The organism is Brachybacterium sp. EE-P12 (assembly GCF_003711805.1).
Classification (GTDB): Bacteria; Actinomycetota; Actinomycetes; order Actinomycetales; family Dermabacteraceae; genus Brachybacterium.
In genome coordinates this window covers 16935-42902 of the sequence record NZ_QXCP01000008.1, presented here as the reverse complement: position 1 = coordinate 42902, position 25968 = coordinate 16935, and the positions used below count along the sequence as shown (strand labels likewise).

General features: G+C 74.0%; 20 protein-coding genes. 13 read left to right on the top strand and 7 right to left on the bottom strand.

Annotation, left to right across the window (positions count from 1 at the left end; genetic code table 11):
• The 7 genes from D1648_RS11885 (at nucleotide 1) to D1648_RS11855 (ending at nucleotide 9351) form a co-directional block, all read left to right on the top strand.
• Nucleotides 1-696: an acyltransferase gene (locus tag D1648_RS11885; RefSeq protein WP_122942102.1), complete on the top strand. Its 696-nt coding sequence runs from the start codon at nucleotides 1-3 to the stop codon at nucleotides 694-696.
• Nucleotides 693-1802 carry a DegT/DnrJ/EryC1/StrS aminotransferase family protein gene (locus tag D1648_RS11880; RefSeq protein WP_122942100.1) on the top strand — a complete coding sequence of 370 codons (1110 nt, stop codon included), beginning with the start codon at nucleotides 693-695 and terminating at the stop codon, nucleotides 1800-1802. Before D1648_RS11885 ends, D1648_RS11880 begins: the two co-directional genes overlap by 4 nt.
• Nucleotides 1803-1804: 2 nt before the next feature.
• On the top strand, nucleotides 1805-2815 hold the full coding sequence (locus D1648_RS11875) for a Gfo/Idh/MocA family protein (protein WP_122942098.1): 1011 nt from the start codon (nucleotides 1805-1807) through the stop codon (nucleotides 2813-2815).
• Nucleotides 2808-4301, top strand: coding sequence for a glycosyltransferase family 4 protein (locus tag D1648_RS11870; protein ID WP_122942096.1), 1494 nt, complete (start codon nucleotides 2808-2810; stop codon nucleotides 4299-4301). The genes D1648_RS11875 and D1648_RS11870 overlap by 8 nt, the downstream gene beginning before the upstream one ends.
• Nucleotides 4302-4347: 46 nt before the next feature.
• Nucleotides 4348-6339, top strand: a complete 1992-nt coding sequence (locus tag D1648_RS11865) for a DUF6541 family protein (RefSeq protein ID WP_370239794.1) — start codon at nucleotides 4348-4350, stop codon at nucleotides 6337-6339.
• 67 nt (nucleotides 6340-6406) lie between these two features.
• Nucleotides 6407-8227 (top strand): ABC transporter ATP-binding protein, encoded by a 1821-nt coding sequence (locus tag D1648_RS11860; RefSeq protein WP_122942092.1) that lies wholly within the window; start codon nucleotides 6407-6409, stop codon nucleotides 8225-8227.
• Complete coding sequence (locus D1648_RS11855) at nucleotides 8224-9351, top strand: glycosyltransferase (protein ID WP_122942089.1); 1128 nt, start codon at nucleotides 8224-8226, stop codon at nucleotides 9349-9351. The genes D1648_RS11860 and D1648_RS11855 overlap by 4 nt, the downstream gene beginning before the upstream one ends.
• Here D1648_RS11855 and D1648_RS18035 read toward each other — a convergent pair.
• Together D1648_RS18035 and D1648_RS11845 are read right to left on the bottom strand one after the other, a co-directional pair.
• Nucleotides 9348-11561 (bottom strand): glycosyltransferase, encoded by a 2214-nt coding sequence (locus D1648_RS18035; RefSeq protein WP_206424806.1) that lies wholly within the window; start codon nucleotides 11559-11561, stop codon nucleotides 9348-9350. The two genes, D1648_RS11855 and D1648_RS18035, sit on opposite strands and share 4 nt — an antisense overlap.
• Nucleotides 11561-12937 (bottom strand): glycosyltransferase, encoded by a 1377-nt coding sequence (locus D1648_RS11845; RefSeq protein ID WP_122942087.1) that lies wholly within the window; start codon nucleotides 12935-12937, stop codon nucleotides 11561-11563. The genes D1648_RS18035 and D1648_RS11845 overlap by 1 nt, the downstream gene beginning before the upstream one ends.
• A gap of 193 nt (nucleotides 12938-13130) precedes the next feature.
• On the opposite strand from D1648_RS11845, the gene wecB reads away from it, so the two are divergent.
• A complete protein-coding gene (gene wecB / locus D1648_RS11840; protein WP_122942085.1) occupies nucleotides 13131-14195 on the top strand; it encodes a non-hydrolyzing UDP-N-acetylglucosamine 2-epimerase in 1065 nt (354 codons plus the stop codon).
• Nucleotides 14195-15397 (top strand): glycosyltransferase family 4 protein, encoded by a 1203-nt coding sequence (locus D1648_RS11835; RefSeq protein ID WP_122942083.1) that lies wholly within the window; start codon nucleotides 14195-14197, stop codon nucleotides 15395-15397. Before wecB ends, D1648_RS11835 begins: the two co-directional genes overlap by 1 nt.
• A gap of 58 nt (nucleotides 15398-15455) precedes the next feature.
• Here D1648_RS11835 and D1648_RS11830 read toward each other — a convergent pair whose 3' ends face one another.
• Genes D1648_RS11830 through D1648_RS11815 form a run of 4 tightly spaced genes read right to left on the bottom strand, consistent with a single transcriptional unit; the run spans nucleotide 15456 to nucleotide 20334 of the window.
• The gene (locus D1648_RS11830; RefSeq protein WP_122942081.1) at nucleotides 15456-16592 is read right to left on the bottom strand and encodes an acyltransferase; all 1137 of its coding nucleotides are present in this window, start codon (nucleotides 16590-16592) and stop codon (nucleotides 15456-15458) included.
• Nucleotides 16582-18588: a DUF6541 family protein gene (locus D1648_RS11825; protein ID WP_122942079.1), complete on the bottom strand. Its 2007-nt coding sequence runs from the start codon at nucleotides 18586-18588 to the stop codon at nucleotides 16582-16584. The genes D1648_RS11830 and D1648_RS11825 overlap by 11 nt, the downstream gene beginning before the upstream one ends.
• Complete coding sequence (locus D1648_RS11820; protein ID WP_122942077.1) at nucleotides 18585-19004, bottom strand: DUF2304 domain-containing protein; 420 nt, start codon at nucleotides 19002-19004, stop codon at nucleotides 18585-18587. Before D1648_RS11820 ends, D1648_RS11825 begins: the two co-directional genes overlap by 4 nt.
• A gap of 4 nt (nucleotides 19005-19008) precedes the next feature.
• On the bottom strand, nucleotides 19009-20334 hold the full coding sequence (locus tag D1648_RS11815; protein ID WP_122942075.1) for a nucleotide sugar dehydrogenase: 1326 nt from the start codon (nucleotides 20332-20334) through the stop codon (nucleotides 19009-19011).
• A 162-nt stretch (nucleotides 20335-20496) separates the two neighbouring features.
• On the opposite strand from D1648_RS11815, the gene D1648_RS11810 reads away from it, so the two are divergent.
• Nucleotides 20497-21216 (top strand): glycosyltransferase family 2 protein, encoded by a 720-nt coding sequence (locus D1648_RS11810; protein ID WP_122942073.1) that lies wholly within the window; start codon nucleotides 20497-20499, stop codon nucleotides 21214-21216.
• Between the two features lie 40 nt (nucleotides 21217-21256).
• On the opposite strand, the gene D1648_RS18440 is transcribed toward D1648_RS11810, so the two are convergent.
• Entirely contained in the window at nucleotides 21257-22498 is a 1242-nt protein-coding gene (locus tag D1648_RS18440) for an LCP family protein (protein ID WP_305038011.1), read from the bottom strand.
• Nucleotides 22499-22780: 282 nt separating this feature from the next.
• Here D1648_RS18440 and D1648_RS11800 point away from each other — a divergent pair, with 282 nt between their 5' ends.
• The 3 genes from D1648_RS11800 (at nucleotide 22781) to glf (ending at nucleotide 25956) form a co-directional block, all read left to right on the top strand.
• On the top strand, nucleotides 22781-23809 hold the full coding sequence (locus D1648_RS11800) for a glycosyltransferase (protein ID WP_122942071.1): 1029 nt from the start codon (nucleotides 22781-22783) through the stop codon (nucleotides 23807-23809).
• Nucleotides 23806-24687: a glycosyltransferase gene (locus D1648_RS11795; protein WP_241155476.1), complete on the top strand. Its 882-nt coding sequence runs from the start codon at nucleotides 23806-23808 to the stop codon at nucleotides 24685-24687. Before D1648_RS11800 ends, D1648_RS11795 begins: the two co-directional genes overlap by 4 nt.
• Before the next feature lie 111 nt (nucleotides 24688-24798).
• A complete protein-coding gene (gene glf / locus D1648_RS11790; RefSeq protein ID WP_122942068.1) occupies nucleotides 24799-25956 on the top strand; it encodes a UDP-galactopyranose mutase in 1158 nt (385 codons plus the stop codon).
• Nucleotides 25957-25968 lie beyond the last annotated feature (12 nt).

Sequence of the window (25968 nt, the reverse complement as noted above, 5' to 3'; positions counted from 1 at the left end):
ATGACTGACACCCCTTCGTACCGGGTCGCACCGGGGGCGGACATCTCGCAGGACGCGACCATCGGGGACGGCAGCGCGATCTGGCACCTCGCCCAGGTGCGGGAGGGCGCGCGGCTCGGCGCCGGCTGCATCGTCGGCCGCGGCGCGTACATCGGCTCCGGGGTCGAGATGGGCGAGGGCTGCAAGGTGCAGAACTATGCGCTCGTCTACGAGCCGGCGACGCTCGCCGACGGGGTGTTCGTCGGCCCCGCCGCCGTGTTCACCAACGACCACTTCCCGCGCGCCGTGAACCCCGATCTCACGCCGAAGGCCGCCTCGGACTGGGAGCCGGTGGGCGTCACCTGCGAGACCGGCGCCTCGATCGGCGCCCGCGCCGTGTGCGTGGCCCCCGTGACCATCGGCGCCTGGGCGATGGTCGCCGCCGGCGCGACCGTCGTGAAGGACGTCCCCCCGCACGCGCTCGTCGCCGGGGTGCCGGCGCGCCGCCTGGGCTGGGTGGGGCGCTCCGGCGAGAAGCTCGTCCCCGCCTCCGACGGCACCGACGCCTGGGTGTGCCCCGCCACCGGCGAGTGGTACGTCCCCGACGACTCCACCGGCGGGCTCCTCCTCGCCTCCGCGCCCCTGGCCGACGCGCCGCGCGCCACGCCCCTCGACGACCCCGACGACCCCCATGAACAGGACGGACCCACCGCATGAGCACTCAGCTCGACTTCATCCCGCCCGCCAAGCCGATCATCGGCGACGAGGAGCGGGCCGCCGTGGACAGGGTGCTCGCCTCCGGGATGGTCGCGCAGGGCCCCGAGGTCGCCGCCTTCGAGCAGGAGTTCTCCACCGCCCTCGTGGGCGGGCGCGAGGTCGTCGCCGTGAACTCGGGCACCTCCGGGCAGCACCTGGGGATGCTCGCGCTGGGCCTGAAGCCCGGCGACGAGGTGATCGTCCCCTCCTTCACCTTCGCGGCGACCGCGAACTCCGTCGCCGTCTCCGGCGGCGTGCCGGTGTTCGTGGACGTGGACCCCGAGACCTTCACCCTCGACCCGGCGGCGGTCGAGGCGGCGATCACCGAGCGGACCGTCGGCATCCAGCCCGTCCATCTCTACGGCCACCCCGCCCCCATGGACGCGCTCGTCGAGATCGCGACCCGCCACGGCCTGTGGCTCTTCGAGGACGCCGCCCAGGCGCACGGCGCGACCTGGGACGGCGCACAGGTCGGCACCTTCGGCGACGCGGTGATGTACTCGCTGTACCCGACCAAGAACATGACCTCCGGCGAGGGCGGCATGGTCGGCTGCGCCACCGCCGAGACCGCGCGCCAGGTGCGGCTGCTGCGCAACCAGGGCATGGAGAGGCAGTACGCCAACGAGATCGCCGGCTACAACAACCGCATGACCGACATCCACGCCGCGATCGGCCGCGTCCAGCTGCGCAGGCTCGGCGGCTGGACCGCGACCCGGCAGCGCAACGCCGCCTTCTTCGACCAGCACCTCCAGGGTGTGATCGCACCCGTGGTGCGCGAGGCCGCCAGCCACGTCTACCACCAGTACACGGTGCGCATCGAGGGCGCGACCGCCGCCGAGCGGGATGCCTTCGCGACCGCCCTGCGCGAGGAGCACCAGGTGGGCTGCGGCGTGTACTACCCCACCCCGGTGCACCGCCTGCAGACCTTCCGCATCGACCTCGACCTGCCCGTCACCGAGATGCTCGCCCGCGAGGTGCTCTCGCTGCCGGTGCACCCCTCGATCTCCGAGGCCGACCGGGACCGGATCGTCACCGCCGTGAACACCGTCGCGAAGGCAGGAGCCTGACCATGACCACGAGGACCCTCCGCGCGGGCCTGATCGGCCTGGGCATGATGGGCCGCCACCACGCCCGCAACCTCCGCTCCCTGGACGGCGTCGAGCTCGTCGCCGTCGCCGACGCCCAGGGCGACCCGCACGGCGCCGCCCCCGGCCTCGAGGTCCTGCCGGACGTCGAGGCGCTGATCGCCGCCGGCATCGACTACGCCGTCGTGGCGGTGCCCACCCAGTTCCACCGCGACGTCGCGCTCACGCTCGCCTCCGCCGGGGTCCACACCCTCGTCGAGAAGCCGCTCGCCTTCGACATCGGCGAGGCCGAGGAGATCACCCACGCCTACGAGGCCGCCGGGCTCGTCGGCGCCGTCGGCTACATCGAGCGGTACAACCCCGCGCTGCAGGAGATGCGCACCCGCATCGCCGACGGGCAGCTGGGGGAGATCTACCAGATCGTCACCCGGCGCCAGGGCGGCTTCCCCGCCCGGATCGCGGACGTCGGCGTGGTCAAGGACCTCGCCACCCACGACCTCGACCTCACCGCCTGGGTCGCCCAGTCCCAGTACGCGCAGGTCTCCGCGACCTCGACCCGCCGCTCCGGCCGCGAGGACGAGGACATGGTCTCGGTCACCGGGCGCCTCGAGGACGGCACGATCACCAATCATCTCGTGAACTGGCTGACCCCCTTCAAGGAGCGCGTCACCGTGGTCACCGGCGAGAACGGCGCGCTCGTGGGCGACACCCTCAACGCCGACCTCACCTTCCACGCCAACGGCGAGGCCCCCACGAACCTGTGGGAGTCGATGGCCTCCTTCCGCGGCGTCAGCGAGGGGGACTCGATCACCTACGCCCTGCAGCGCAAGGAGCCGCTGGCCACCGAGCACGAGGCCTTCCGCGACGCGGTCCTCGGCGACGGCTCGAACATCGTCACGATGCGCGAGGGGCTGCACACCGTGCGGACGGTCGAGGCGGTGCTCGAGAGCGCCCGCCGCGACGCCGTCGTGCAGATCGGCACGGGTGATGCCTGACCGCGCGGCCCTGACGCAGCGCGCCATCGTCGCCGGGGCGCGCGCTGCGCGTCATCTCCCCGGCGCCGTCGGCGGGATGGGCGTCTACTTCTGGGCCCAGCACCGGCTCGCCGAGGACCCGCGGTCCGCGCCCTGGCGCGAGGACGTCGACGTGCTGCTCGGGCACGCCGACGCCGCGCTCGGCCGCGGCCGCGTCGACGCGGCCCTGCGCTGGTTCGACAAGGCGCTGCGTCTGTGCTTCGACGGCTCGCTGCACCAGGCCGGCTCCTCCCCGCTTGCCGCCGACCCGGAGGGCTTCCTGCGCGCCGTGCGCATGTCCCGCACGGGCCGGATCATGCTGCCCGAGGACCCGCCGACGCCGCGCGAGCCCGTGCGGCCCGCACCGCGCGAGCGCGGGGACGGCCCGGCCCGCCTGCTCGTGATCGCCCAGGAGAACTGGACCTTCATCCGCCCGCTGCTGGACGCCCTGGAGGAGCGGTACGGCGTCGAGGTCCGCACGGTCGACGTCGACGACCTCGCCGCCCCCGGCTTCGCCGACCGCGACCGGATCCTGCGCGCGAGATACGACGCGCTGCAGGGCGGGGAGCTGCTGGAGACGCCGCCCGAGCTCGCGGAGGGCTTCGACTGGGCCGATGTGGTGCTCGTCGAATGGGCGCATCACGTGCTGACCTGGGTCACCCAGCTGGACCGGGCCCCGCGACGGCTCGCCGTGCGGCTGCATCGCTTCGAGGCGTTCACCCCGTTCCCGCTGCTGACCGAGGCCTCCCGCATCGACCACCTCCTGTACGTCTCGCCGCCGGTGCGCACCATGCTGTGCCGTGTCGCCCCCGCGTTCGCGCAGGTCCCCGCCCAGCAGGTGGGGAACCTGCTCACCCGCGGCCTCGGACCGGAGCCGGGCGCGGAGTCCGACGCCGAGCGCGACCCGCACCTGATCGTCCAGGTTGGCTGGCTGCGGGAGATCAAGGACGTCATGTTCAGCCTCGACGTGCTCGAGCGCCTGCGCGCGCACGACGACCGCTACCGGCTGCGCCTGATCGGCCCCGCCCTGCGCGCCGACCCCTCCTCCGACACCCCGTACCAGCGCCGCGTCCGGGAGCGGCTCGCGGCGATGGACGAGGGCGCCGTCGAGATCCTCGGCCGACGCGAGGACGTCCCTGCGCTGCTGGCCGAGGCGGGGATCGTGCTGTCCAGCTCGCGGCACGAGGGCACGCACGAGGCGGTCATGGAGGGAATGGCCGCGGGCTGCGCCGCCGTGGTCCGCGACTGGCCGGAGACCGCCGCCTACGGCGGGGCCGCCACGATCTACGACCCCCGCTGGGTCGTCGCCGACGAGGACGCCGCTGTGGAGCGGATCCTGGAGCTCGCCGACCCCGCCGTCCTCGCGGAGGCCTCCCGCGCCGCCCGCGCCTTCGCCGTGCAGCAGCGCGACCCGGACCGGGTGCTGGCGCGCTATGCGGAGGGCCTCGAGCTGGGGGAGCGCCGGTGAGCGCTGTCGTGACCGGAGCTCCTGACGGATGCAGGGCCCGGTGAGCATGCTCCTGCCCGTCCTCCTCGCCTGGGTGCTGCTCGCCGGGCCCGGATATCTGCTGCTCGTCCTCGCCGGGGTGCGCCTCCCGCTGCGCTGGGGCATCGCGCCCGTGGTCACCGTCGTGCTCACCGCGGTGCTCGGGGTCGTGCTGCACGTGCTGGGGCTGCGCTGGTCGGCGGGGACGCTGCTGGTCGGGACGCTGCTGGCGGCCCTCGGCGTGATCCTCGCACGAACCGTCCTGGAGCGGCGGCGGGGCCGGGACGTGCGTCTGGGGCGGCCGGCGAGACCGTTCCGCGCCGCGGCGGCGGAAGACCGCGCGAGCGGGACGTCGGCCGCGCCGCGCCCGCTCAGCCCGGGCAGCGGCTGGCCCCGCGGCATCGCGGCGGCCGTCACCGGCGGCAGCGTCCTCATGGGGCTGCTCACCGTGGTCGCGGCCTCGCAGCGCATGGGCGGCATCGACACGCTCAACGGCAGCTTCGACTCGTTCTTCCATCTCTCCGCCGCCGCCTTCGTCCGCGCCGACGGCGACGCCTTCCCCTGGACGGCGCTGCAGGGGATCTACGGGGAGCCGACCTACTATCCGGTCGCCTTCGACACCCTCGCCGCCGTCCTGCCGTGGAACACGATCGTCTCCGCGAACGCCCTGATGCTCGCCTGCCTCGCGGCGCTGCCCTGCGCGGTCGCCTCGATGGTGGCTGCGCTGACGACCGATCGGCTGCGCGGCCCCGTGCTGGCCCTGTGCGCGGCGGGGGCGAGCACCCTGTTCCTCAGCACCGCGGCGATGGGCCTGGTGATGGGGCTGTGGCCGATCGTGCTCGGCACCCTCTGCCTGCCGCCCGCCGTCGCGGCGGTGCTGCGCGTGGGGGCGCGCGGCGCGCGCACGCGACCCTCGGAGGTCCTGACGGCCGTGGTCCTCGTCGCGGGCGCTGCGCTCGCCCATCCCTCCGTGCTGTTCTCCGTCGCCGTCTTCGGCGGCAGCGCCCTGATCGGCCACGGGCTGGTGGACCTGCGCGGGGGCAGGCGCCGCCGCGGCCTGATCCTGCTCGCCGTCGCGGGAGCGGCTGCCGTCGTGTTCCTCATCGGCTCCGCCGTGACCCTCGCCGGCATGGACCTCACCCGGCCCAGCGGGCTGCCCGCGACGGAGCTGCTGTGGCAGATCCTCACCGACACCCCGCGCATCCCGGCGCTCGCCGCGCCGGCGTGGCCGCTGGTCCTCGTGTGGGCGCTCGCCGTGCTCGGCGCCGTCGCGGCGGTGCGGCGGCGGGAGGCGGTGATGGTCTCCGTGCTCGTGGGCCTGGTGGTCTCCGTCGCCCTGGGCCTGGCGACCGATGCGCCCGGCACGCTCATGACGGTCCTGGTCAACCCCTGGTACGGGGCGCGCGAGCGGATCGCGCCGCTGATGATGTGCCTGCTGGTGCTGCTGATGGCGCGGGGTCTGTCGGTGCTGATGACCGAGCGGACCCGCCTGCTGCGCGCCGGGGCGCTCGCCGCGACGGCGCTGCTGTGGGTCACCGTGCTGGCCGGCCTGCTGGTGCCGGGCCGGCTGCCGCTGCTGGGCTCCCTCGCCTACACCGCCTACGGCGTCCAGCTCTCGCCCTACGTCACCCCGAAGGAGCGGCAGTTCATCGAGCGCACCGCCCGGAAGCTGCCGGAGGACGCCGTGGTCCTCGCCGACCCGCGCGACGGCGCGACGCTGTACTGGTCGCTCGGCGGCGTGCCCGTCGTCTACCCGACCATGGCCGCGCCGATCACCCAGGACCAGCGCCTCATCGGCCGCTATCTCACCGACCGCGACGACCACGACCTGGTCTGCGACGCGCTGGACCGCCAGCGGCCCACCTACCTCTACCGCGACACCTCGGAGTTCTCCGGGCAGCAGCTGGACGCCGAGGCCTCGGCCCCGTGGGACGGCGTCCATCGTGTCCCGGAGCACCTGCTGGACGTCGTGGACGAGGACGGGCCGTACGCTCTGTACGAGTTCACGCCGCCGTGCTGAGCGCCGACGGCGCGGGACCGATCCGCCAGGGGCGCGCGGCGCGCGGGCCCGGAGAAGGAGACCACCGGTGAAGCAGACGATCAGGATCGTGGGCCGCACGCTGTCCGTGCTGCCCAGGAGCTCCCGACGGTTCCTGATGACCTTCGGGGCGGTGATGAGCGTGCTCGCCCTGCTCGACGTCGTCGCCCTGGGCGCGATCGCCGTGGTCGTCCCCGGCCTGACGAACCCCGGCAGCCCGGTGACGATCCCTATCGTCGGGTGGCAGCTGCGCACCTTCGAGGAGATGATGGTGCTGGTCGGCGTGTTCGTCGTGCTCATCATCGTCAAGAGCTTCCTGAACCTGCTGACGATCCGCATCGCCACCCAGCGTTTCGCCCAGCACGAGGTCACGATCGGGCAGACCCTGTTCCGCTCCTACATGTCCGCCTCGTGGGTGGACCGCACCTCGAAGTCCACGCAGGAGATCATCCGCATGGTCGACTCCGGCGTCGCCGCCGTGGTCGCCAACGTGCTGATGCCGTCGATGACGGTGGTCGCGGAGTTCGCGACCATCTCCGTGATCGGCATCGGCCTGCTGATCATGGACTGGAAGACCGCCATCGCGACCTTCGCCTATCTGGGCCTGATCGCCCTGCTCCTCTCGCGCGTGGTCAGCCCCCTGGCCGTCGAGAACGGCGCGGTCAACCGCGACAACTCGATCGCCGTCGTGCGCCTGCTGGGGGAGGTCCTCGCGGCGCTCAAGGAGCTCACGCTGAAGGGCAACGAGCAGCAGGTCGCGCAGATCGTCGCCGGGCGGCGCTCCGCCGCGGCCCGCACCCGCGCCTTCGCCCAGTACTACAACCAGATGCCGCGCTTCGTGCTCGACGCGGGGCTCGTCGGCGGCTTCGTGGTCGTGGGCGGCGCCGGCTATCTCAGCGGCATGGCCTCCGGCGACGGCCCCTCCTCGGCGATGACCTCGGTGGCGCTGTTCGCCGTGGCCGGGTTCCGGCTCGTGCCCTCGCTGACCCGCTTCCAGGCCACGCAGAACCGCATCCTCACCAACGCCGCCTTCGCGGACTACATCATCGACGACATCGAGTTCGCACGCGGCGCCGTCGAGCGCAAGGAGGCGCCCGACACCGGGACCCTCGCGCCGGGTCTGCACGACATCGTCCTGGACGACGTCTCCTTCACCTATCCCGGACGCGAGGAGCCCGCCGTCGACGGCGTCTCCCTGCGCATCCCGGCCGGTTCCTCGGTCGCCTTCGTGGGCAGCTCCGGCGCCGGGAAGTCCACCCTCGTGGACCTGCTGCTGGGCCTGCTGACCCCGAGCTCCGGGCGGATCCTCATCGACGACGTCGACATGACCACGGTGCTGCGCCAGTGGCGCTCCTCCGTCGGCTACGTCCCGCAGGAGGTCTCCCTGTTCGACGTCTCCGTGGGTGAGAACGTGGCGCTGACCTGGAACCCGGACGAGGTGGACGAGGAGCGGGCGCGCACCGCCCTGGACCGGGCGCAGATGCTCGAGGTGATCGAGGCGCGCCCCGAGGGGCTGCACGGCCGGCTGGGGGAGCGCGGCATGACGCTCTCGGGCGGGCAGCGCCAGCGCATGGGCATCGCCCGCGGCCTGTACGCCGAGCCGTCCGTGCTGGTGATGGACGAGGCGACCAGCGCCCTGGACACGAAGACCGAGGCGGCGGTGACCGAGGCGATCCGCGGCCTCGGCGAGGAGGTCACGACGATCACCATCGCCCACCGCCTGGCCACCATCCAGCACTCCGACATCGTCTTCTACATGGGCGAGGGCGCCGTGGTCGCCGCGGGCACCTTCGACGAGGTCGTCGCCGCGGTGCCCGCCTTCGCCGAGCAGGCGGCGCTCGCAGGGCTGACCGGCGGGGGACAGCGATGACCTCCCTGATGATCCTGTCGTTCTCGGAGCTCGTGCGCGACCCCCGCGTGCAGCGCCAGATCGAACTGTTCGCGCCCCGGTACGAGGTGACGACCGTGGGCTTCGGCCCGTCCCCGCACCCGGACGTGCGCCATCTCGAGCTGCCCGGGGACACCCGCGCCTGGCCCAGCAGCAAGAAGCACCTGCTGACCGGCCGCTACCGCCGCGCCTACTGGGACATGAGCGCCGTGCGCGCCGCCCGGGAGGCGCTCGCCGGGCAGCGGGGCGCGATGGACGTCGTCCTCGCCAACGACGTCAACACCCTCCCGCTCGCGCTGTGGCTCGCCCCGCGCCGCGGGATCCACGCGGACCTGCACGAGTACGCCCCGCGCGAGAAGGAGCACGTGCGGACCTGGCGCTGGTTCATCGCCCCGTACCAGCGATGGATCTGCCGCACCTGCCTGCCGCGCGTGGACTCCGCGACCACGGTCTCCCCGGGACTCGCCGCGGAGTACGAGCGTCAGTTCGGGGTGCCGATGCGGATCGTCACCAACGCCGCCGCCCACGAGGACCGCTCGCCCCGCCCCACCGCCTCCCCGATCCGGCTGCTGCACACCGGCGTGGCGCGGGCCAACCGCCGGCTCGAGGCGATGATCGACGCGCTGCGCGAGGGCCCCGAGGGGATCACCCTGGACTTCATGCTGGTGCCCAGCGAGCCCGGCTACATCGAGCAGCTGCAGGAAAGGGCCGCGTCCGTGCCCGCGGTGACCTTCCGCGACCCGGTGCCCTACGCACAGCTGGTGGAGACCGTCGCGGACTACGACATGTCGGTGGTCATGTTCCCCGCCACCACCTTCAACCTCGAGCACAGCCTGCCCAACAAGCTCTTCGAGGCCGTCCAGGCGCGCACCGGTGTGATCGTCGGCCCCTCCCCGGACATGGCCGAGCTCGTGCGCGAGCACGGCATCGGCCTGGTCACCGCAGGCGCCGACGCGGACTCCCTGCGCACCGTGCTCGAGGAGCTGGACGCCGAGCGCGTCGACGCCTTCAAACGGGCCGCGGACGCCGCCGCGCACGAGCTCTCCGCCGAGGTGCAGATCACCGCCTGGGACGAGGCCGTCTCGGCCCTCGCCGCCCGCAGCTAGGCGCGCTGCGCCCAGCGGGGCAGGTGCTTGACGGCGAGCGAGGCCGCCATGAACCGCAGCGGCGCCTCCCGGTGCAGCACCCACGCCAGGTCGCGGGGGACGAGAGTCGCCGGGCGGCCGTGGCGGCGCCGGGCACGGGCCGCGGCGATCAGCTCGCGGGCGGGGACCTCCGGGTCCAGGCACGCGTCCGCGAGGCGCCGGTCCGCCCGGGAGAGGGGGTGCTCTGCGCCGGGTGCGGCCTCGAGCACGAGCGCCGTGAGCCGGGCGAGGTCCTCCCGCTCCGAGGCGGTCCAGATCTCCTCGGCGGGGCGGTAGAACACGGCGCCGAACACGTGGATGCGCAGGATCTTCGTGCCGACCGCCGCGCGGGCCCGGGCCGGCAGCGCCGTGAACCACGCCGCCTCGAGCCACGGGGGCACGAAGCCGAGCTGCTCGGCGATCGGGCGCACCACGTAGGTGACGCGGTCCCCGGCGTCCTCGCCGATCACGTACGGCGGTCCGCTGCGGTCGTAGGCGGTGGGAACGGTCGCCATCAGCTGCGTGACCATGGCGACGTCGCCGCCGACGGTCGCCCCCTCGACGAGGGAGGCGCCCGTGCGCTCGAGCATCGCGCGGCGCATCAGCCCCAGCGGCGCCGAGCGGTAGGCGAGCCGGTCGGCGACGAGGTCCACCAGACCCGCGCGGTGCATCCGCACCACCGGGGTGGGGACGCCGCGCCCGGCCTCGCCCAGGGCGAGGCGGGGGATCACGAACTCGGCCCCGGTGCGCCGGGCGACCTCGAGCCAGGAGGCGACGGCGCCCGGGGCGAGGGTGTCGTCCGATCCCATGATCGAGACGTGCTCCGCCCCGCTCGAGGCGATGCCCGCGTTGAACGGTCCGGAGGCGCTGCGGTGCTCGTCGTGGTGCTCGAGCAGCCGCACCCGGGAGCGGTCCCCGGGGCGCAGCGCCTCGGCGATCTCCTCGGCGGCGATGTTGTGGCAGACCACTGCGACGCAGGCGTGCTCCGCATTGCCGTCCAGGACGGAGGCGACGGCCCGCCCCACGGGCCGCTCGGGCGTGTGGCAGGCGATGATCACCTCGACGGGGCGCTCTGCGGCGGTCGCCTCCCCGCCCGCCGGGCGGGGGAGGAGCTGCTCGTACTGGGCGGCGTAGCCGGCGCCGACGGACCGCGACGAGAATCGGTCGCCGATGGTGTCCGCGATCGAGCGCGCCTCGAGCGAGCGGGTGCGGGCGTCCACGGAGAGGATCGCCTCGGCGTACGCCTCCGCGTCCTGCTGCGGGACGAGATCGCCGACCTCGGGCTCGACGTACTCGCCCTGACCGCCGGTCGCGCCGAGCACCACCGGGCGGCCCGCGACGATCGCCTCCGCCGCGGAGACGAAGAAGTTGTCCGCCCGGGTCGGGCCGAAGAACAGGTCCGCGCGGCCGAGCGCCTCGCGCACCTCCGCGGAGGAGCGGCTGCCGGGCAGCGCGAGCCGCCCCTCGACCCCGCGCTCGCGCGCGAGCTCCTCCACGGCCCCGCGCAGGGGGCCCTCGCCCAGCCACTCCAGGTGCGCGTCGACTCCCTGGGAGACCAGGCGGGCGAGCACCTCGACCGCCAGCAGCGGATCCTTGCGCGGGATCAGCCCGCCCGTGGAGACCAGGCGCAGCGCGCCGTCGGAGCGGTCCCTCCGCTGTGCGACCTGCCCGGGCTCGACGATGCACGGCACCACGGCGGTGGCGCGTTCGCCGCGGATCTCCCGGATCGGGCGGGCCAGGAACTCGCACACCGCGGTGACGCGGTCCGGCAGGGCGAGCAGACGGGTGAGCGCCGGCATGCCGGCGCGCGCGACGGCGGGGAGGGTGGACGGCGTGGTCAGCGCCGACCAGTGCTCGGTGTGCAGCCACGGCACCGTCGGGCGGCGCAGCGCGAGCGGCAGCAGCGAGGAGAAGGCCATCGAGTGCACGAGGTCCGCGCCGCGCAGCGCCCTGCGCAGCGTGCGCGCGGCCGCGAGCACCTGGTCGGGGCGCCGGGGATCCATCGGGATCCGCAGCACGTCGATGCCCTCGTGGACGAGCCGGCGCGTGCCGTCGTCGTCGGCCGGCGGCACCAGGTGGATCAGCGAGACCTCGGCGTGGTGGGCGATCGCGTGCAGATCGCGGACCACGAAGGAGCCGCGCGAGGGCGCGAGCTCGGTGGGGAACCAGGTGGTGACGGCCGTGACGCGCATCAGGCGCCCTCCGCCCCGGCCCGGTCGCGGCCCTCGAGGACCCGCCCGTACAGCTCGAGCATCCTCGCGGCCTCCAGCTCCCAGGTCAGCATCGGGGCGGCCCGGCGGGCCCGCTCGCGATACGGCTCGGGATCCTCGAGGATCGCGGTCAGCGCGGCGGCGAGGTCCTCGGCGCTCGTGCCGCGGAACACCTCGCCCACGCCGAGCTGCTCGACGACCTCGCGCATGTCCGGCAGGTCCGCCGCCGCGATCGGCAGGCCCGCGCGGATCGACTCGAACAGCTTGTTGGGCAGGGCGAAGCGATAGGAGAGGCACACGGGCCGCACGTGCACGACGGCGACGTCCCCGTCGGCCAGGGCGCGGGAGACCTCGTCGGGCGCGACCGCGCCCACCAGGTGAACGCGATCGGCGACGCCGTGCGCCTCCGCCTCCGCACGCACCCCGGCGAGGGCATCGGGCTCGCCGTAGCCGAGCAGCACGAAGTGCACCGACCGGGGCAGGTGGGGGAGCGCGGCGATGGTCTCCTCGATGCCGCGGGAGGTGGTGATCCGGCCTCCGTAGGCGATGACCTTGTGCTCCGGCGAGAGGCCGGCGCGCTCGCGCAGCACCCCGGTGGAGGGGTCCGGCAGCTCGCCGTCGGCGGGGACGTTGCGCACCAGCGACGGCGCCTCGGCCAGGGAGTACGTCTCCTGCAGCCAGCGGGCGATCGACGGCGACACCGTGATCACGGCGTCGGCCTGCCGCACGCCGAGGGTCTCGGAGAGTCGTTCGACCAGCGGGGCGAGCAGCCGGTCCTGGCGGATGTTGCGGTGGCGCCACAGCTCGTGGGAGTCGTACACGATCCCCACCCGGCGCCGCGAGAGCGCGCGCACCGCCATCGCCGGCACGAGCGTGTTGCCGTCGTTGGCGTGGACGACGTCCGGGGAGAAGCGCAGCGCGGAGCGGGTGGCGTTGACCCAGTAGGTGCCCAGCGCGATCGTGCGATACGCCCGCTCGCCGACGTTGCGCAGTGCGCGCAGGGCCCTGATCTTCAGACCGGCGGCGCTGAGCGGCGACGGCGGCGCCGGCCGCGCGGGCGGCACGGCGGCGGCGTCCGCGACCTCGCCCTGGCGGATCAGGTTGCGCCACACCGGGGCGAGGGCGGGCACGATCCGCTCGATCGCGAACTCGGGGACGCGCTCGAGGTCGAGGTGCGCGGCGAGCGCCTCGCGCCCGGCCATGAAGCCCTTCTCACGGCGCTCGACCGCCACGATCCGCGTGATGTATCCCGCGGCGCCCAGGGTGGCGGACTCCTTGAGCACGCGGGAGTCGTTCGCGCAGTCGTTGTAGACGAGGACGGCGACGCGAGGATCCTGCGTGCCCTGGTGAGACGTCATGCATCATCCGTTCCTGACCGACCGGTGCCGGCGCGGCGCCGGCGGGACGGGCCGTGTCGCGTGGGTCCTGGTGCGGTCGGCCGACAGCTAAGGTGGAGCACGATCACTGTACCTGCGAGATCCCGGCCCCCACGTGCGCCACGACGGTCCTCGCGGCCGAGGGGCGGGCACGCGCCGAGGAGGAGTCCCCTTCGTGAAGATCCTGTCCGTGGTGGGCGCGCGCCCGCAGTTCGTGAAGCTCGCCGCGATCGCCGACGCCGCCGCGCGGCGCGAGGACGTCGAGCACGTCATCGTCCACACCGGGCAGCACTACGACGCCGCGATGAGCGATGTGTTCTTCGCCGATCTGCGCATCCCCGCCCCTGACGTGAACCTCTCCGTCGGCTCGGGCACCCACGGGCGCCAGACGGGCGCGATGCTCGCCGGCATGGACGAGGTGCTCGAGGAGCACCGGCCCGACTGGACGCTGGTCTACGGCGACACCAACTCCACCCTCGCCGGCACCCTGGCCGCCGTGAAGATGCACCTGAGGGTCGCGCATCTCGAGGCCGGGCTGCGCTCCTTCAACCGCCGCATGCCCGAGGAGCACAACCGGGTCCTCACCGACCACGCCGCAGACCTGCTCCTCGCCCCCACCGAGGTGGCGCGCGAGCACCTGGCCGCCGAGGGCCTGGCCGAGCGCACGCTCGTCACCGGCGACGTCATGACCGACGTGTGCCTGCGCGTGGCCGAGTCCGTCGCGGACCGGCCCGTCGCCCTGCCGGCGGGCATCGACCCCGCCGCCGACTACGCCGTCGCGACCATCCACCGCGCGGACAACACCGACGACCCCGCGCGCCTCGCCGCGATCGTCGAGGCGCTGCAGGGGCTGGACCTGCCCCTGGCCCTGTTCGCCCACCCGCGCCTGGCCGCGAAGGCCGAGGCCGCCGGGATCCGGCTCGAGGGCGGCGCCGTCCACGTCGGCGAGCCCGTCGCCTATCCGGACCTCGTGAACGCCGTCCAGCATGCGAGCGCGGTGGTCACCGACTCCGGCGGCCTGCAGAAGGAAGCGTATCTCCTGGGCACACCGTGCTCGACGGTCCGCACCGAGACCGAATGGGTCGAGACCCTCGGCGGCGACTGGAACCGCCTGGTCACCGACCCCGCCGAGCTCGCCGCCGCCGTGACCCGCCCCCGCCCGTCCGCCGAGCGGCCTGCCCACTACGGCGACGGCAGCGCCTCCCTGCGCAGCGTCGACGCGCTGCGGGAGCGCGCCTGATGGCCGGCCCGCGCACCGCCCCGCGGCGCGGGAGCGCGCGGCGCCCGCACGTCGTGGTCGCGACCCGGGTCTACTCGCCCGAGCCCGTCGCCGCCGCGTTCCGGCAGGAGGCGCTGGTCGACGCCCTCGAGCGCGCCGGCGCCGAGGTGACCGTGCTGACCACCCGCGCTCCCGGGGCACGGCGGAGCAGCGAGGTCGGGGGACGGCGGGTCTCCCGCTGGCCGGTGAAGCGCGATGCACGGGGCCAGGTGCGCGGCTACGTCTCCTATCTCAGCTTCGATCTCCCGCTCGCGCTGCGCCTGCTGCGGCAGCGGCCCATGGACGCGCTCGTGCTGGAGCCGCCGCCGACGACGGGGCTGGTCGGGATGGTCGCCGCCGCGATCCGTCGCGTCCCGTACACCTTCTACGCGGCCGACGTGTGGTCCGATGCGACCGACAGCGTCGAGGGCGTGCCGACCCTCGTGCGCGGCGCCGTGCGATGGGCCGAGCGGACGGTGTGGCGGCGCGCCGCGCGCGTGCTGACCATCTCGCCCGGGGTGCAGCACCGGCTCGAGGAGCTCATCGGGGCGCGCGACAGCCTGGTCATGGTCGGCAACGGCATCGACACCGACACGTTCACCCCGGCGGGGGAGGACGCCGGGGAGCAGGGGCCGTGCTTCGTGTACGCCGGCACCGTCTCCGAGTGGCAGGGCGCGGGCGTGTTCGTCGACGCCTTCGCCCGGGTGCGTGCCGAGCATCCCGCGGCGCGGCTGCTGTTCTTCTCCGAGGGATCGGGCCGCGACGAGCTCGAGGCCCGTGTGCGGCGCGAGGGGATCGAGGGCATCGAGTTCCGCGACAAGATCCCGCCCGCGCAGGTCGCCGCGCAGCTGCGCGGCGCCGTGGCGGGCCTGTCCTCCATCACCCCCGGCCAGGGCTACGAGTTCGCGCTGCCGACGAAGATCTACGCCGCCACCGCCTGCGGCACCCCCGTGATCCATGCGGGGGAGGGCGCCGCGCACGACCGCATCCGCGACAACGCCCTGGGCTGGGCCTGCGGCCACGACGCCGGCGAGGTCGCCGAGGCGATGCGCCGCGCCCTCGCGGGGAGGGACCGGCCCGGGGTCGAGCACCTGCGGGAGTGGACCCTCGCCCACGCCTCCCTCGCGGGCTGCGCCGCCCAGGCCGCGGACGCCGTCCTGCGAGCGCTGCCCGCCTCCCGCTGAGACCGCCCCTTCCGGGCACGACGCGCCCAGGCCCGGTCCTCCCGGGCCTGGGCGTGCCTCAGAGGATCTCGCGCACCACCGGCACGCGCCGGCCCAGCAGCACCAGCGCGAAGGACGCGACGGCCACGATCACGGCGAGCAGCAGCAGGCCGCCCGCCGAGTCCTGCGGCAGTCCGGTCTCGCGCAGCAGGAGCAGCACCACGAAGTGCAGCAGGAACACCCCGAAGGTCGCATTGCCGAGCTCGCGCAGCCAGCGCTGCGCGCGCTCGCCCACGCGCCAGGAGCGGCCGACGGCCAGCAGCAGGATCACCCAGCACAGGGACATGCCCACCACCGTCGGCGCCACGTAGGTCGGCAGCAGCGCCGCGCCCGGCGGCTGCTCGGTCCACGGCGCCGCATAGGCGAGCACCGTCGCCGCCGTCATCAGCGCGCCGACCACGGCCAGGGCGACCCTCACGCCCCGCCGCCCGGGGGCCGCGGCCCAGGCCGCGCGGCCGAGCACGTAGTAGCCCGCATAGGGCAGGAAGAAGGTGAGCGCGCCGAGCTGCAGCGGCGTCACCGGCTCGGCCATGAGCCCCGCGGTCAGCGGGCCGACGGCGACCACGGCGACGCCCCACACCGCGGCGACCGCCCCCACGCCCCAGGCCCGTCGCGGGTCGACGGCGAGATGGTCGACCAGCGGCGGGGTGATCACGGTCAGCCCGATGATCAGCGGCAGGAAGTACAGGTGCGGGAAGGTCGAGGCCTCCAGCAGGCCCTTGGCGATGTCCTCGCCGCTCAGCGGCTCCGGTGCGATCTGCATCGACAGCAGCACGTACACGGCCGTCCACACGATCGTCGCCGGCACGAGCCGGCGCAGGCGCCGCCCGAGGAACGCACCGGTGCCGTCCCGCATCGCCGCGGGGTCGAGGTTCAGCGCCCCGGAGATCATGACGAATGCGGGCACGGCGACCGCGAGCAGCGCCCGGAGCAGCAGCACCGCGAGCGGTGAGTCGGAGCTCACGTGATCGGCGATCACGTGGACGGCGACCACCGCGATGATCGCGGCGATGCGGATCACGTCGAGGATCGGCGCGTACTCGCGCCGCCGCGGTGCCGGTGGCGCGGTCGACGGCGTGGCCGCCGGCGGGGCCGGGGACGGGACGTCGTCCGCGTCGGGGCCCGTGCGGGTCGCCTCCGCGCCCTCAGGAGGCATCGCAGGTCACCTCGATCATGCGGGAGTGGCTGGTGCGGAACAGCTCGGTGCCCAGGCCCTGGTCGGCCAGGTTCACCGAGTCGGAGGTCTTGTGGAACTGGTACGGGCGCCACTCCTGGTAGACGTACCGGATGCCGGCATCGCGCAGCAGCGCGCAGGCGGCCGGGTCGGTGCCGGCGTCCTCCGTCGCGTACAGCAGGTCGCGGTCCTCCTCGGAGTAGGACATGCCCAGCACGGGCAGCCGCACGGACAGGCCGTACAGGGCGTACATGTGCGCCGCCCCCGAGTAGGGGCTCGCGAGGATCACGCCGTCGGGGTCCATCTGCGGCGCATGCTCCTCGAACAGCGCCCGCTCGTCGGCCTGCAGGAAGCGTCCCCGTCCCGGATAGTCGGCGACGAGGTTCTTCGCGGCGTCGTCCAGTCGCGTCGGCACCGTGCTGCCCGCCGCGAGGAGGGCGAGGAGGACGAGCCCGGCCGTGAGCGGCCTGCCGATCCCGCTTCCGGCCCGCCGTGCGCGCAGCGCCTCGCCGAGCAGCTGCAGCCCCGGCACCACCAGCACCGCGCACAGCATCGCGAGGGTCATCGCGATGCGGTCCTGGCCGCGGTAGTACAGGGCGGAGAGGTTCGCCGTGGAGTCGATCGCGGCGTCGTAGTACAGCACCGCGACGACCACGAAGGCTCCCACCAGCCAGCGCGAGGACGGGCGTGCGCCGGCGCGGACGAGCCCGGGCCACCACAGGACGGCGAGGACGACGCCGAAGGCCATCGGCCACACCGTGTGCAGTCCCAGCACGATCTCCCCGAGCGCCGTCAGCGGCGAGACCTGCAGACCGCCCTCGAAGGCGGTCACATGCCCGCCCAGCGGCGTGTAGGTCATCACCAGGTACGGGGCCAGCAGCACCAGCGGCACGACGCCCAGCAGGGGGCGCTCGCGCAGGCTCGGCGCGACGGTCACCGCGGTCAGGGCCGTCAGCAGCAGCAGCATGGTGAACGCCGTGTTGGGGTGCAGCAGGGTGAGGCCGAGGCCCGCGACGGCGAGCGCCGCCAGCGGTGCGAGGGAGGTGCGCACCGGACCGGGGCCGGCCACGCCCTCCTCGGCGGCGGGCGGGGCGGCCTCCTCGGCACCCGCCGGCGCCGTCGGGGCGTCGGCGGCGCCGGGCAGGTCCGTGCGCCCGCCCAGGCGCGGCAGCAGCGCACCCCACAGGGCGACCGCGGCGGCGAGCACCCCCGGGACCGCGGCAGCGCCCGTCGCGTTCGGGATCGCCGAGAGATGGATCCACTCGTCCAGCGGCGCGGCCGGGACCAGCGCCGCCGCGAGCGCCGCGGCGCCCGGCGCCCAGCCGATGCGCGGGAACACGGCACGGGCCAGGAGCGCGACCCCGAGCAGCCACGGCACGAGCGCCAGCGCGAGCACCGCGCCGTTGAGCATGACCGGGATCTCGACCCCCGGCACGAGCGAGGCGAGGGCGTGGAAGCCCGCCGGATAGGCGGTGGGATCCCCGGCGCTGTTGGAGACCGAGCCGACCGCGAGGCTCGAGGCGTTGCCCGTCTCGCGGATCCGGGCCAGCGCCGAGAGGTGGTACAGCGTGTCCCAGCGCTCGAGGACGGCGTCCGCGCGCCCCGCCTGCCAGGCGATCGGCACGACCGCCACGGCCACCGCGCCCGTCAGCCACACCGGCAGCAGGCGCAGCGCGCCGCGCGGTGCGAGCGGGCCGTCCAGCACCGTCGGCGGGAGCACTGCGCCGAGGCGCCGCATCCCCGCGGCGGCGGCGAGCGTCGCGGCCGCGCCGATCGCGAAGGGCAGCAGCGACCAGCGCAGGGAGACCATCGGCGCGGCCAGCGCGCTCACCCCGGCGATGGCCGCGCCGACGGCGGGAGCCAGGGCGAGCGCGAGCAGCGGGGAGGCGCGCAGCATCCGCGCGGCGGCGTACCCGGGCAGGTACGCCGCCGCGAGGACGACCACGAGGGTCAGCAGCAGGGCGAGGAGGCCGGTCATCCGTCCCGCAGCGCCCGCTCGCGATAGCTGCCGGGCTGCTCCGCCTCGTCCAGCGCGAGCCGCCTCGCGAGATGGGTGGTCCGCTTCTCCGCCGCCTTGGTCCGCGCCTCCTGCAGGGCGAGGAAGCCCAGCAGCACCAGCACGGTCGCGTACAGCAGCAGGTCCGCGCCGCGCCCCACGCCCACGAGGTTCGCGACCCGCGACAGCATGCTCGGGAAGAGCACGGTGAGCACCGCGAACAGCGCGAAGGCGATGACCAGCAGGCGGCGCACGGCCAGCTGCTTCGCGCCGCGCTTCATGAACAGCCAGCCGACGATCACCACGATGCCCAGCACGAGCACGAGCTGGATGATGAAGGTGCGGCTGCCCACCCCCAGCGCGGGGCCGAGGCTGATCAGCTGGTCGAGGCCGTCCATCGGCTCAGGCCTCCTCGGCCTGCCGGTGGGTGGAGGCGGAGCCGTCGCCGAGGACGAGGCGCGGGGTGCCGGTCCAGTTCTCGGCGGCGGTGATGTTGCGGCCGTCCACGATCAGCTTCACGCCGGGCACGTCCGCGGCGGTCAGCTCCCGGTACTCGGGGTGGTTGGTCTGGACGATCACGAGGTCCGCCGCGTCCCCGATCGTGTACGGCGCCCAGCCGAAGCCGGCGAGCTCCTCGTCGTCGTAGTAGGTGTCGTGGACCGCGACCTCGGCGCCGTGCGCGCGCAGCGCCTCGACCACCGGGAACACGCCGGAGAACGCGGTCTCCTTCACACCGGTGCGATAGGAGGCGCCGAGCACCACGGCCTTCAGCCCCTGCAGGGAGCCGAGCAGGCCCGCGGCCCGCTCCACGAGATGGGCGGGCACGGAGGCGTTCAGCTGGCGGGCGGTGCGCACCGTGGTCGCGTCCGGGTCTCCCGAGAGGTACAGGCGCGGGTAGACGGGGATGCAGTGCCCGCCCACGGCGATGCCGGGCTGGTGGATGTGCGAGTAGGGCTGGGAGTTCGACGCCTCGATCACCTTGTACACGTCGATACCGTGGTCCTGCGCGAACAGCGCGAACTCGTTGGCGAGCGCGATGTTCACGTCGCGATAGGTCGTCTCGGCCAGCTTCGCGAGCTCCGAGGCCTCGGGGGAGCCGAGGTCCCACACGCCGTTGGGGCGGGCCAGGTCCTCCCGCTCGTCGAAGGTCAGCGCGGACTCGTAGAACTCCCGCGCCCTCGCCGTGCCCTCCGCGGTCAGCGCCCCGATGAGCTTGGGGTACTTCCGCAGGTCCTCGAACACGCGCCCGGTGAGCACCCGCTCGGGGGAGAAGACCGCGAAGAAGTCGCTGGACTCCTTCAGCCCGGAGATCTCCTCGATCATCGGCACGAAGCGGGTGCGCAGCGTCCCCACCGGCAGGGTCGTCTCGTAGGAGACGAGGGTGCCGGGGGTGAGGTGCTCGGCCAGGGAGCGGGTCGCGGCGTCCATCCACCCGAAGTCCGGCTCCCACGTCGCATCGTCCACGAACAGCGGCACGACGATCACGATCGCGTCCGCCCCGGGGATCGCCTCGGCGTAGTCGGTGGTGGCGCGCAGGCGCCCGGCAGGCACGAGCTCGGAGAGCTTCTCCTGCAGGTGCGCCTCGCCCGGGAACGGCTCGGTCGCCTGGTTGATCAGCTCGACCTGGCGGGCGTCGACGTCCACGCCGACCACCTCGTGGCCGGCGTCGGCGAACTGCACCGCGAGCGGGAGCCCGATCTTCCCCAGGGCGACTACAGCAGTCTTCACATCTCCTCCTCGTGAGGCACCTCGCGGGCACCGCATGCGCGTCGATGACCACCAGGGGCGGTCCACCGTGACAGGGTATCGTCATCGGCCGTCCGGGACCCGGCCCCGCGCCGCCGCCGCGACGGCGACACCCCCACCTACGGCACCCCTGGAGGAGAGCCCGTGAGCACGACCGAGCCCGCGCCGCACGAGGGTGACGCCCCCGCGTCCCCCGGCGCCGACTCCACCTGGTTCGTGGTGCCGCTGTTCAACGAGGGCGAGGTCGTCGGCGACGTCCTGCGCGAGCTGCGCACCCGCTACCCGCTCGTGGTCTGCGTGGACGACGGCAGCGTCGACGACTCGGCGCGGATCGCGGCCGAGGCCGGCGCCGTCGTGGTGCGACACCCCTTCAACATGGGCCAGGGCGCGGCACTGAAGACCGGCATCGACTACGCCCTGCGCGACCCGGACATGCGACAGGTCGTGACCTTCGACTCGGACGGCCAGCACCGGGTCGACGACGCCGCCGCGATGATCGCCCAGCGCGACGCCGAGGGCGTGGACATCGTCCTGGGCTCCCGTTTCCTCGACGCCCGCACCAGGCCCGGGCTGCTCAAGCGGATGGTGCTGCGCGCAGCGGTCTGGTACACGAACCTCACCTCGGGCGTGAAGCTCACCGACGCCCACAACGGGCTGCGCGTGCTGGGTCGGGAGGCGTGCGAGAGGATCACGATCGAGCAGAACCGGATGGCGCACGCCTCCGAGATCGTCGAGGAGATCGGCCGGCACCATCTCACCGTCGCCGAGCATCCGGTGCACATCCTCTACACCGACTACTCCCGCTCCAAGGGGCAGTCGATGCTGAACTCGGTGAACATCGTCATCGACATGCTCTTCCGCTGAGCCGGCGTCGTCGGCCGGGCGGACCCGGCCGGCGGCGCGCTCAGCCCTCCTCCGCCGTCGGCTCCGCCGTGCCGTCGGCCACCGAGGAGAAGAACGCCGCGATGTCGTCCTCGTCGGTGAGGATCGCCACCCCGGAGTTGTTCGTCTGGTACTCGGGATCCTCGATCGGGATCGACAGCGAACCGGCGCCCATCGCGGAGCGGGCCACCAGGGCCATGCGGGCCACGTCCATGATCCCGGTGCCCTCGCTCGTGACCAGCGAGCCGGAGCCCGCCCCCGCCAGACGTACCTGCGCGATCGGGTTCAGCAGCACGGCCGGGGACGTCGCCCGGTCCATCAGCGAGGAGACGAACTCCTGCTGGCGGGCCTGCCGGCCGATGTCCGCGGTCGGGTCGAAGTAGCGGGCGCGCACGAAGGCGAGCGCCTGCTCGCCGCCGACGTCATGGCAGCCCTCGGTCATCTTCAGCCCCGACTTCTCGTCGTCCACGTCCTGGTCGATGCACAGGTTCACGTGCCCCACGGCGTCCACGACCTGCGAGACGCCGTCGAAGCCGATCTCGACGTAGTGGTCGATCGTCATCCCCGTGAACTGCTCCACGGTCTCGACCAGCAGCGGCGCGCCGCCGAAGGAGTAGGCGGCGTTGAGCTTGTACCCGCCGTAGCCGGGGATGTCCACGAGGGTGTCGCGGGGCAGGGAGATGAGGTAGCTGCGCCCGCCCGGGGCCTTGTGCAGCAGCATGATCGTGTCGGTCCGGGCGCCCTCGGTGCCGTCGGGTCCCACGGCCTCCCCGTCGCGCCGGTCCGAGCCGGCGATCAGATAGGTGGTCCCGGGGGTGTCCGCCGCGCCGGAGAGCGCGTCCACGTGCTCGATCCGGCTGTTCGCCCACAGGGCGAGGCCCGCGCCCCAGCCCAGCACGATCACCAGCACCAGCGCCAGCAGGGTCGCTCCGAGCCGTGCCGGGCGCGGCACCCGAGAGCGTCGGCGCCGCGCGCGGCCGGGACCGGCGGGCGCGTCGCCGCCGGGCGCCGGGCGGGACTCCTCGCCCCAGGCCTCGGCGCGCACGACGCCGGGCTCTCCGCCCGGTCCCTGCGCGCGGGCACCGCGGTCGCCCTCGAGACGAGGCAGCGGGCGCGTCGGCGCGGGGCCGACGTCCTGGGCGGCGGGGCGGATCTCGGCGCGACGCGGCACCGGCCTGGCGCTGCCTCCGGCGCGTGCCCGGTGCCCGCTGGGCCGGCGTGGCCCGCCCGGGCGCGGGGAGCGGGGCGGCTGCTGATCGCTCACAGCGGTCTCCTTCCCGGCCGGGGCCCTGCGCCCCGGCGGTTCGCGGCAGACCGGATCCGGGCGAGGGGAGCGCGCGGTGGGGAGCTCCGGGTCTGCGGCGCTCGCCAGGGTAGCGGGCGCGGGCCCCGACCCGCCCGCGGAGCGCGGGGCGGGCGGCGAGGATTCGGGGAACCTCCCGAGAACCTTCACACCTCCGTCCCCGGAGGACGACCGGGCCCCGCGCGGTCTCCGTACACTGTGGAAGCGCCGCGCAGACGGCAGAGACCACCAGCAGGAGGCGCAGTGAGCAGCACCGCACCCGAGGGCGGGACCCGCCCGTCGGCCGGCCCGAACGACCCCGCACCCGCCACCGCCCATCCGGGCGCCCGCCACGAGCGGGTCGTGGCGGTGGTCGTCACCTACAACCGCGAGCAGCTGCTCGCCCAGTGCCTCGACGCCCTGGCCGCGCAGGAGCGCCGCCCCGATGCCGTCGTGGTCATCGACAACGCCTCCACCGACCACAGCGGCCGGGTCGCCGACGAGCACCCGCTGGACGCCGACGTGGTCCACCTCCACCGCAACGTCGGCGGTGCGGGCGGCTTCGCCGCGGGGATCGCCCGGGCCCTGATGCGCCACGACGCCGACTGGGTGTGGGTGATGGACGACGACACCGTGCCGCGGCCCGGAGCGCTCGCCGCACTCCTCGAGGCGCTCGCCCTCTCCCCGGTGCGGCTGAGCGTGCTCAGCTCCCGCGCGGTGTGGACCGACGGCCGCGACCACCCGATGAACACCCAGCGCACCAGGTTCGGCGCGAGCGCCCGCGAGAAGCGCGACGCCGCCCGCGCCGGCGGCCGTCCCATCCGCACCGCGAGCTACGTCTCCGCCCTGCTGAACGGGCAGGACGTGCGTCGCCTCGGCCTGCCGAACGCTGACTACTTCATCTGGTCCGACGACTTCGAGCACACCGGCCGCCTCCTGCGGCACGGTCGCGGCCTGCAGGTCCCCGCCTCGATCGTCGAGCACCGCACCGTGCTCTTCGCCAATGCGCAGACCAGCCCCGGCAGCCGCTTCTACTACGACGTGCGCAACCGCCTGTGGGCGCTGCTGCGCACAGACTCCTTCACCCCGCTGGAGAAGGTCCTGCACGGCGGACGCACCGCGCTCGGCTGGCTCGGCGTGCTCGCCCGCCACCGCGGCGATGTGGCGGGCGTGGGCCTGCGCGGACTGCTGGCCGCACTGCGCCGCGGCCCCCGTCCCTCCGCCGCCGTGCTCTCCGCCGACGGGGAGGCCGCCGCCGACGTGCGCGCGATCGAGCGGGCGGCCGGCCGGTGACCGATCCCGCACCGACCGTCGACCCGGGAGGCGCCGCGCGCGACGCGGAGCCCTTCTCCGTCCTCATGCCGCTGTGGGCGAAGGACCTGCCCGAACGCGTCGAGCAGGCGATCCGCTCGGTCACCGAGGAGCAGCAGCTCCGCCCGGACCTGCTGATCCTCACCGTCGACGGACCCCTGCCCGCGCCCCTGGACGCGCTCGTCGAGCGCGTCGGCGGCGGCGAGTTCGGCCCGGCGACCGTGCTGCGCCACGACGCGCACCGCGGCGTCGCCGCAGCGCTCCAGGACGGGCTCGAGGCCTCGCCGCACGAGCTCGTCGCCCGGGCCGACGCCGACGACCTCTGCCGTCCCGAGCGCTTCGCCCGGCAGATCCCGCGGATGCACCGCGACGGGCTCGACCTCCTCGGCGCGGCGATGCGGGAGTTCAGCGACCGGATCCCCGCCGGAGAGGGACCGCTGCGCACCCGGCCGCTGACCCATGAGGAGATCATCCGGTACCTGCCGCGCCACAGCCCCTTCCACCACCCGACGATGGTGCTGCGCCGCTCCACGGTGCTCGCCGTCGGCGGCTACCGCGACCTTCCCCTGCTGGAGGACTACTGGCTCTGGGAGCGGATGATGCTGGGCGGGGCGAGGATGGCGAACCTCCCGGACGTCCTGGTCGACTACCGCGTGGACGAGCAGCTCTTCGCCCGCCGCGGGGGGCTGCGACTCTTCGCGAGCGACCTGCGCCTGCAGCGCCGCTTCGTGCTCGACCGGGTCACGACCCCGACCGGCTTCCTGCGCAACCTCGCCGAGCGGGGCGTGTACCGGCTGGTCCCGGGGTGGGCCCGGCGCATGGTCTACCGGCGCTTCGTCGAGCAGGGCACGCAGGGGTGAGCGTCGACACACCACCTGCCGTGACACCTCGTGGACGCCTCCCGTTCACCCGCCCCGTTTACTGTGAATCGGCCGCCCGCGGCCCCTCAGCACCCGTCGAAAGGACACTCCGTGTCGACACCTGACCTCCTGATCGTCGGCTCCGGCCTGTTCGGCCTGACCATCGCGGAGCGCGCGGTCGCCGAGCACGGCGCGAAGGTCACCATCATCGACCGCCGCTCCCACATCGGCGGCAACGCCTACTCCGAGGCGGATGCTCAGACCGGCATCGAGGTCCACAAGTACGGGGCCCATCTCTTCCACACCTCGAACCCGCGGGTGTGGGAGTACGTCAACCGCTTCACCGACTTCACCGGCTACCAGCACAAGGTGTACACGACGCACCGAGGCGTGGTGTACCCGATGCCGATCAACCTCGGCACCATCAACCAGTTCTTCCAGGCCGCCTACACGCCCGACGAGGCACGCGCCCTGATCGCCGAGCAGGCCGGCGAGCTGGCCGGCACCGATCCGGAGAACCTCGACGAGAAGGGCATCTCCCTCATCGGCCGCCCCCTGTACGAGGCGTTCATCAAGAACTACACCGGCAAGCAGTGGCAGACCGACCCCAAGGACCTGCCCGCCTCGATCATCTCCCGCCTGCCCGTGCGCTACACCTACGACAACCGCTACTTCAGCGACACCCACGAGGGCCTGCCCGCCCAGGGCTACACCGCGTGGCTCGAGCGGATGGCCGACCACCCCGACATCGAGGTGCGCCTGGAGACCGACTACTTCGACACCTCCCAGCCGCTGAACCGGGATGCGGTGCGCGGGAACCTGCCGGTGGTCTACACCGGCCCGGTGGACCGCTACTTCGACCACGAGCTCGGCGAGCTCGGCTGGCGCACGATCGACCTGGAGACCGAGCACCTCGAGGTCGGCGACTTCCAGGGCACCTCCGTGATGAACTACGCCGACGCCGAGGTGCCCTACACCCGCATCATCGAGCCGCGCCACTTCCACCCCGAGCGCGACTACCCGAAGGACGCGACGGTCATCCAGCGCGAGTACTCCCGCTTCGCCGCCTCCGGCGACGAGCCGTACTACCCGATCAACTCCGGCGCCGACCGCGAGCGCCTGCTCGCCTATCGCGAGCGCGCCGATGCCGAGCCGCGCACCCTGTTCGGCGGACGCCTGGGCACGTACCAGTACCTCGACATGCACATGGCCATCGGCTCCGCCCTGTCCATGGCCGACAACAAGCTGCCCGCCCTTCTGCGCGGCTGAGCCCGCATCCCC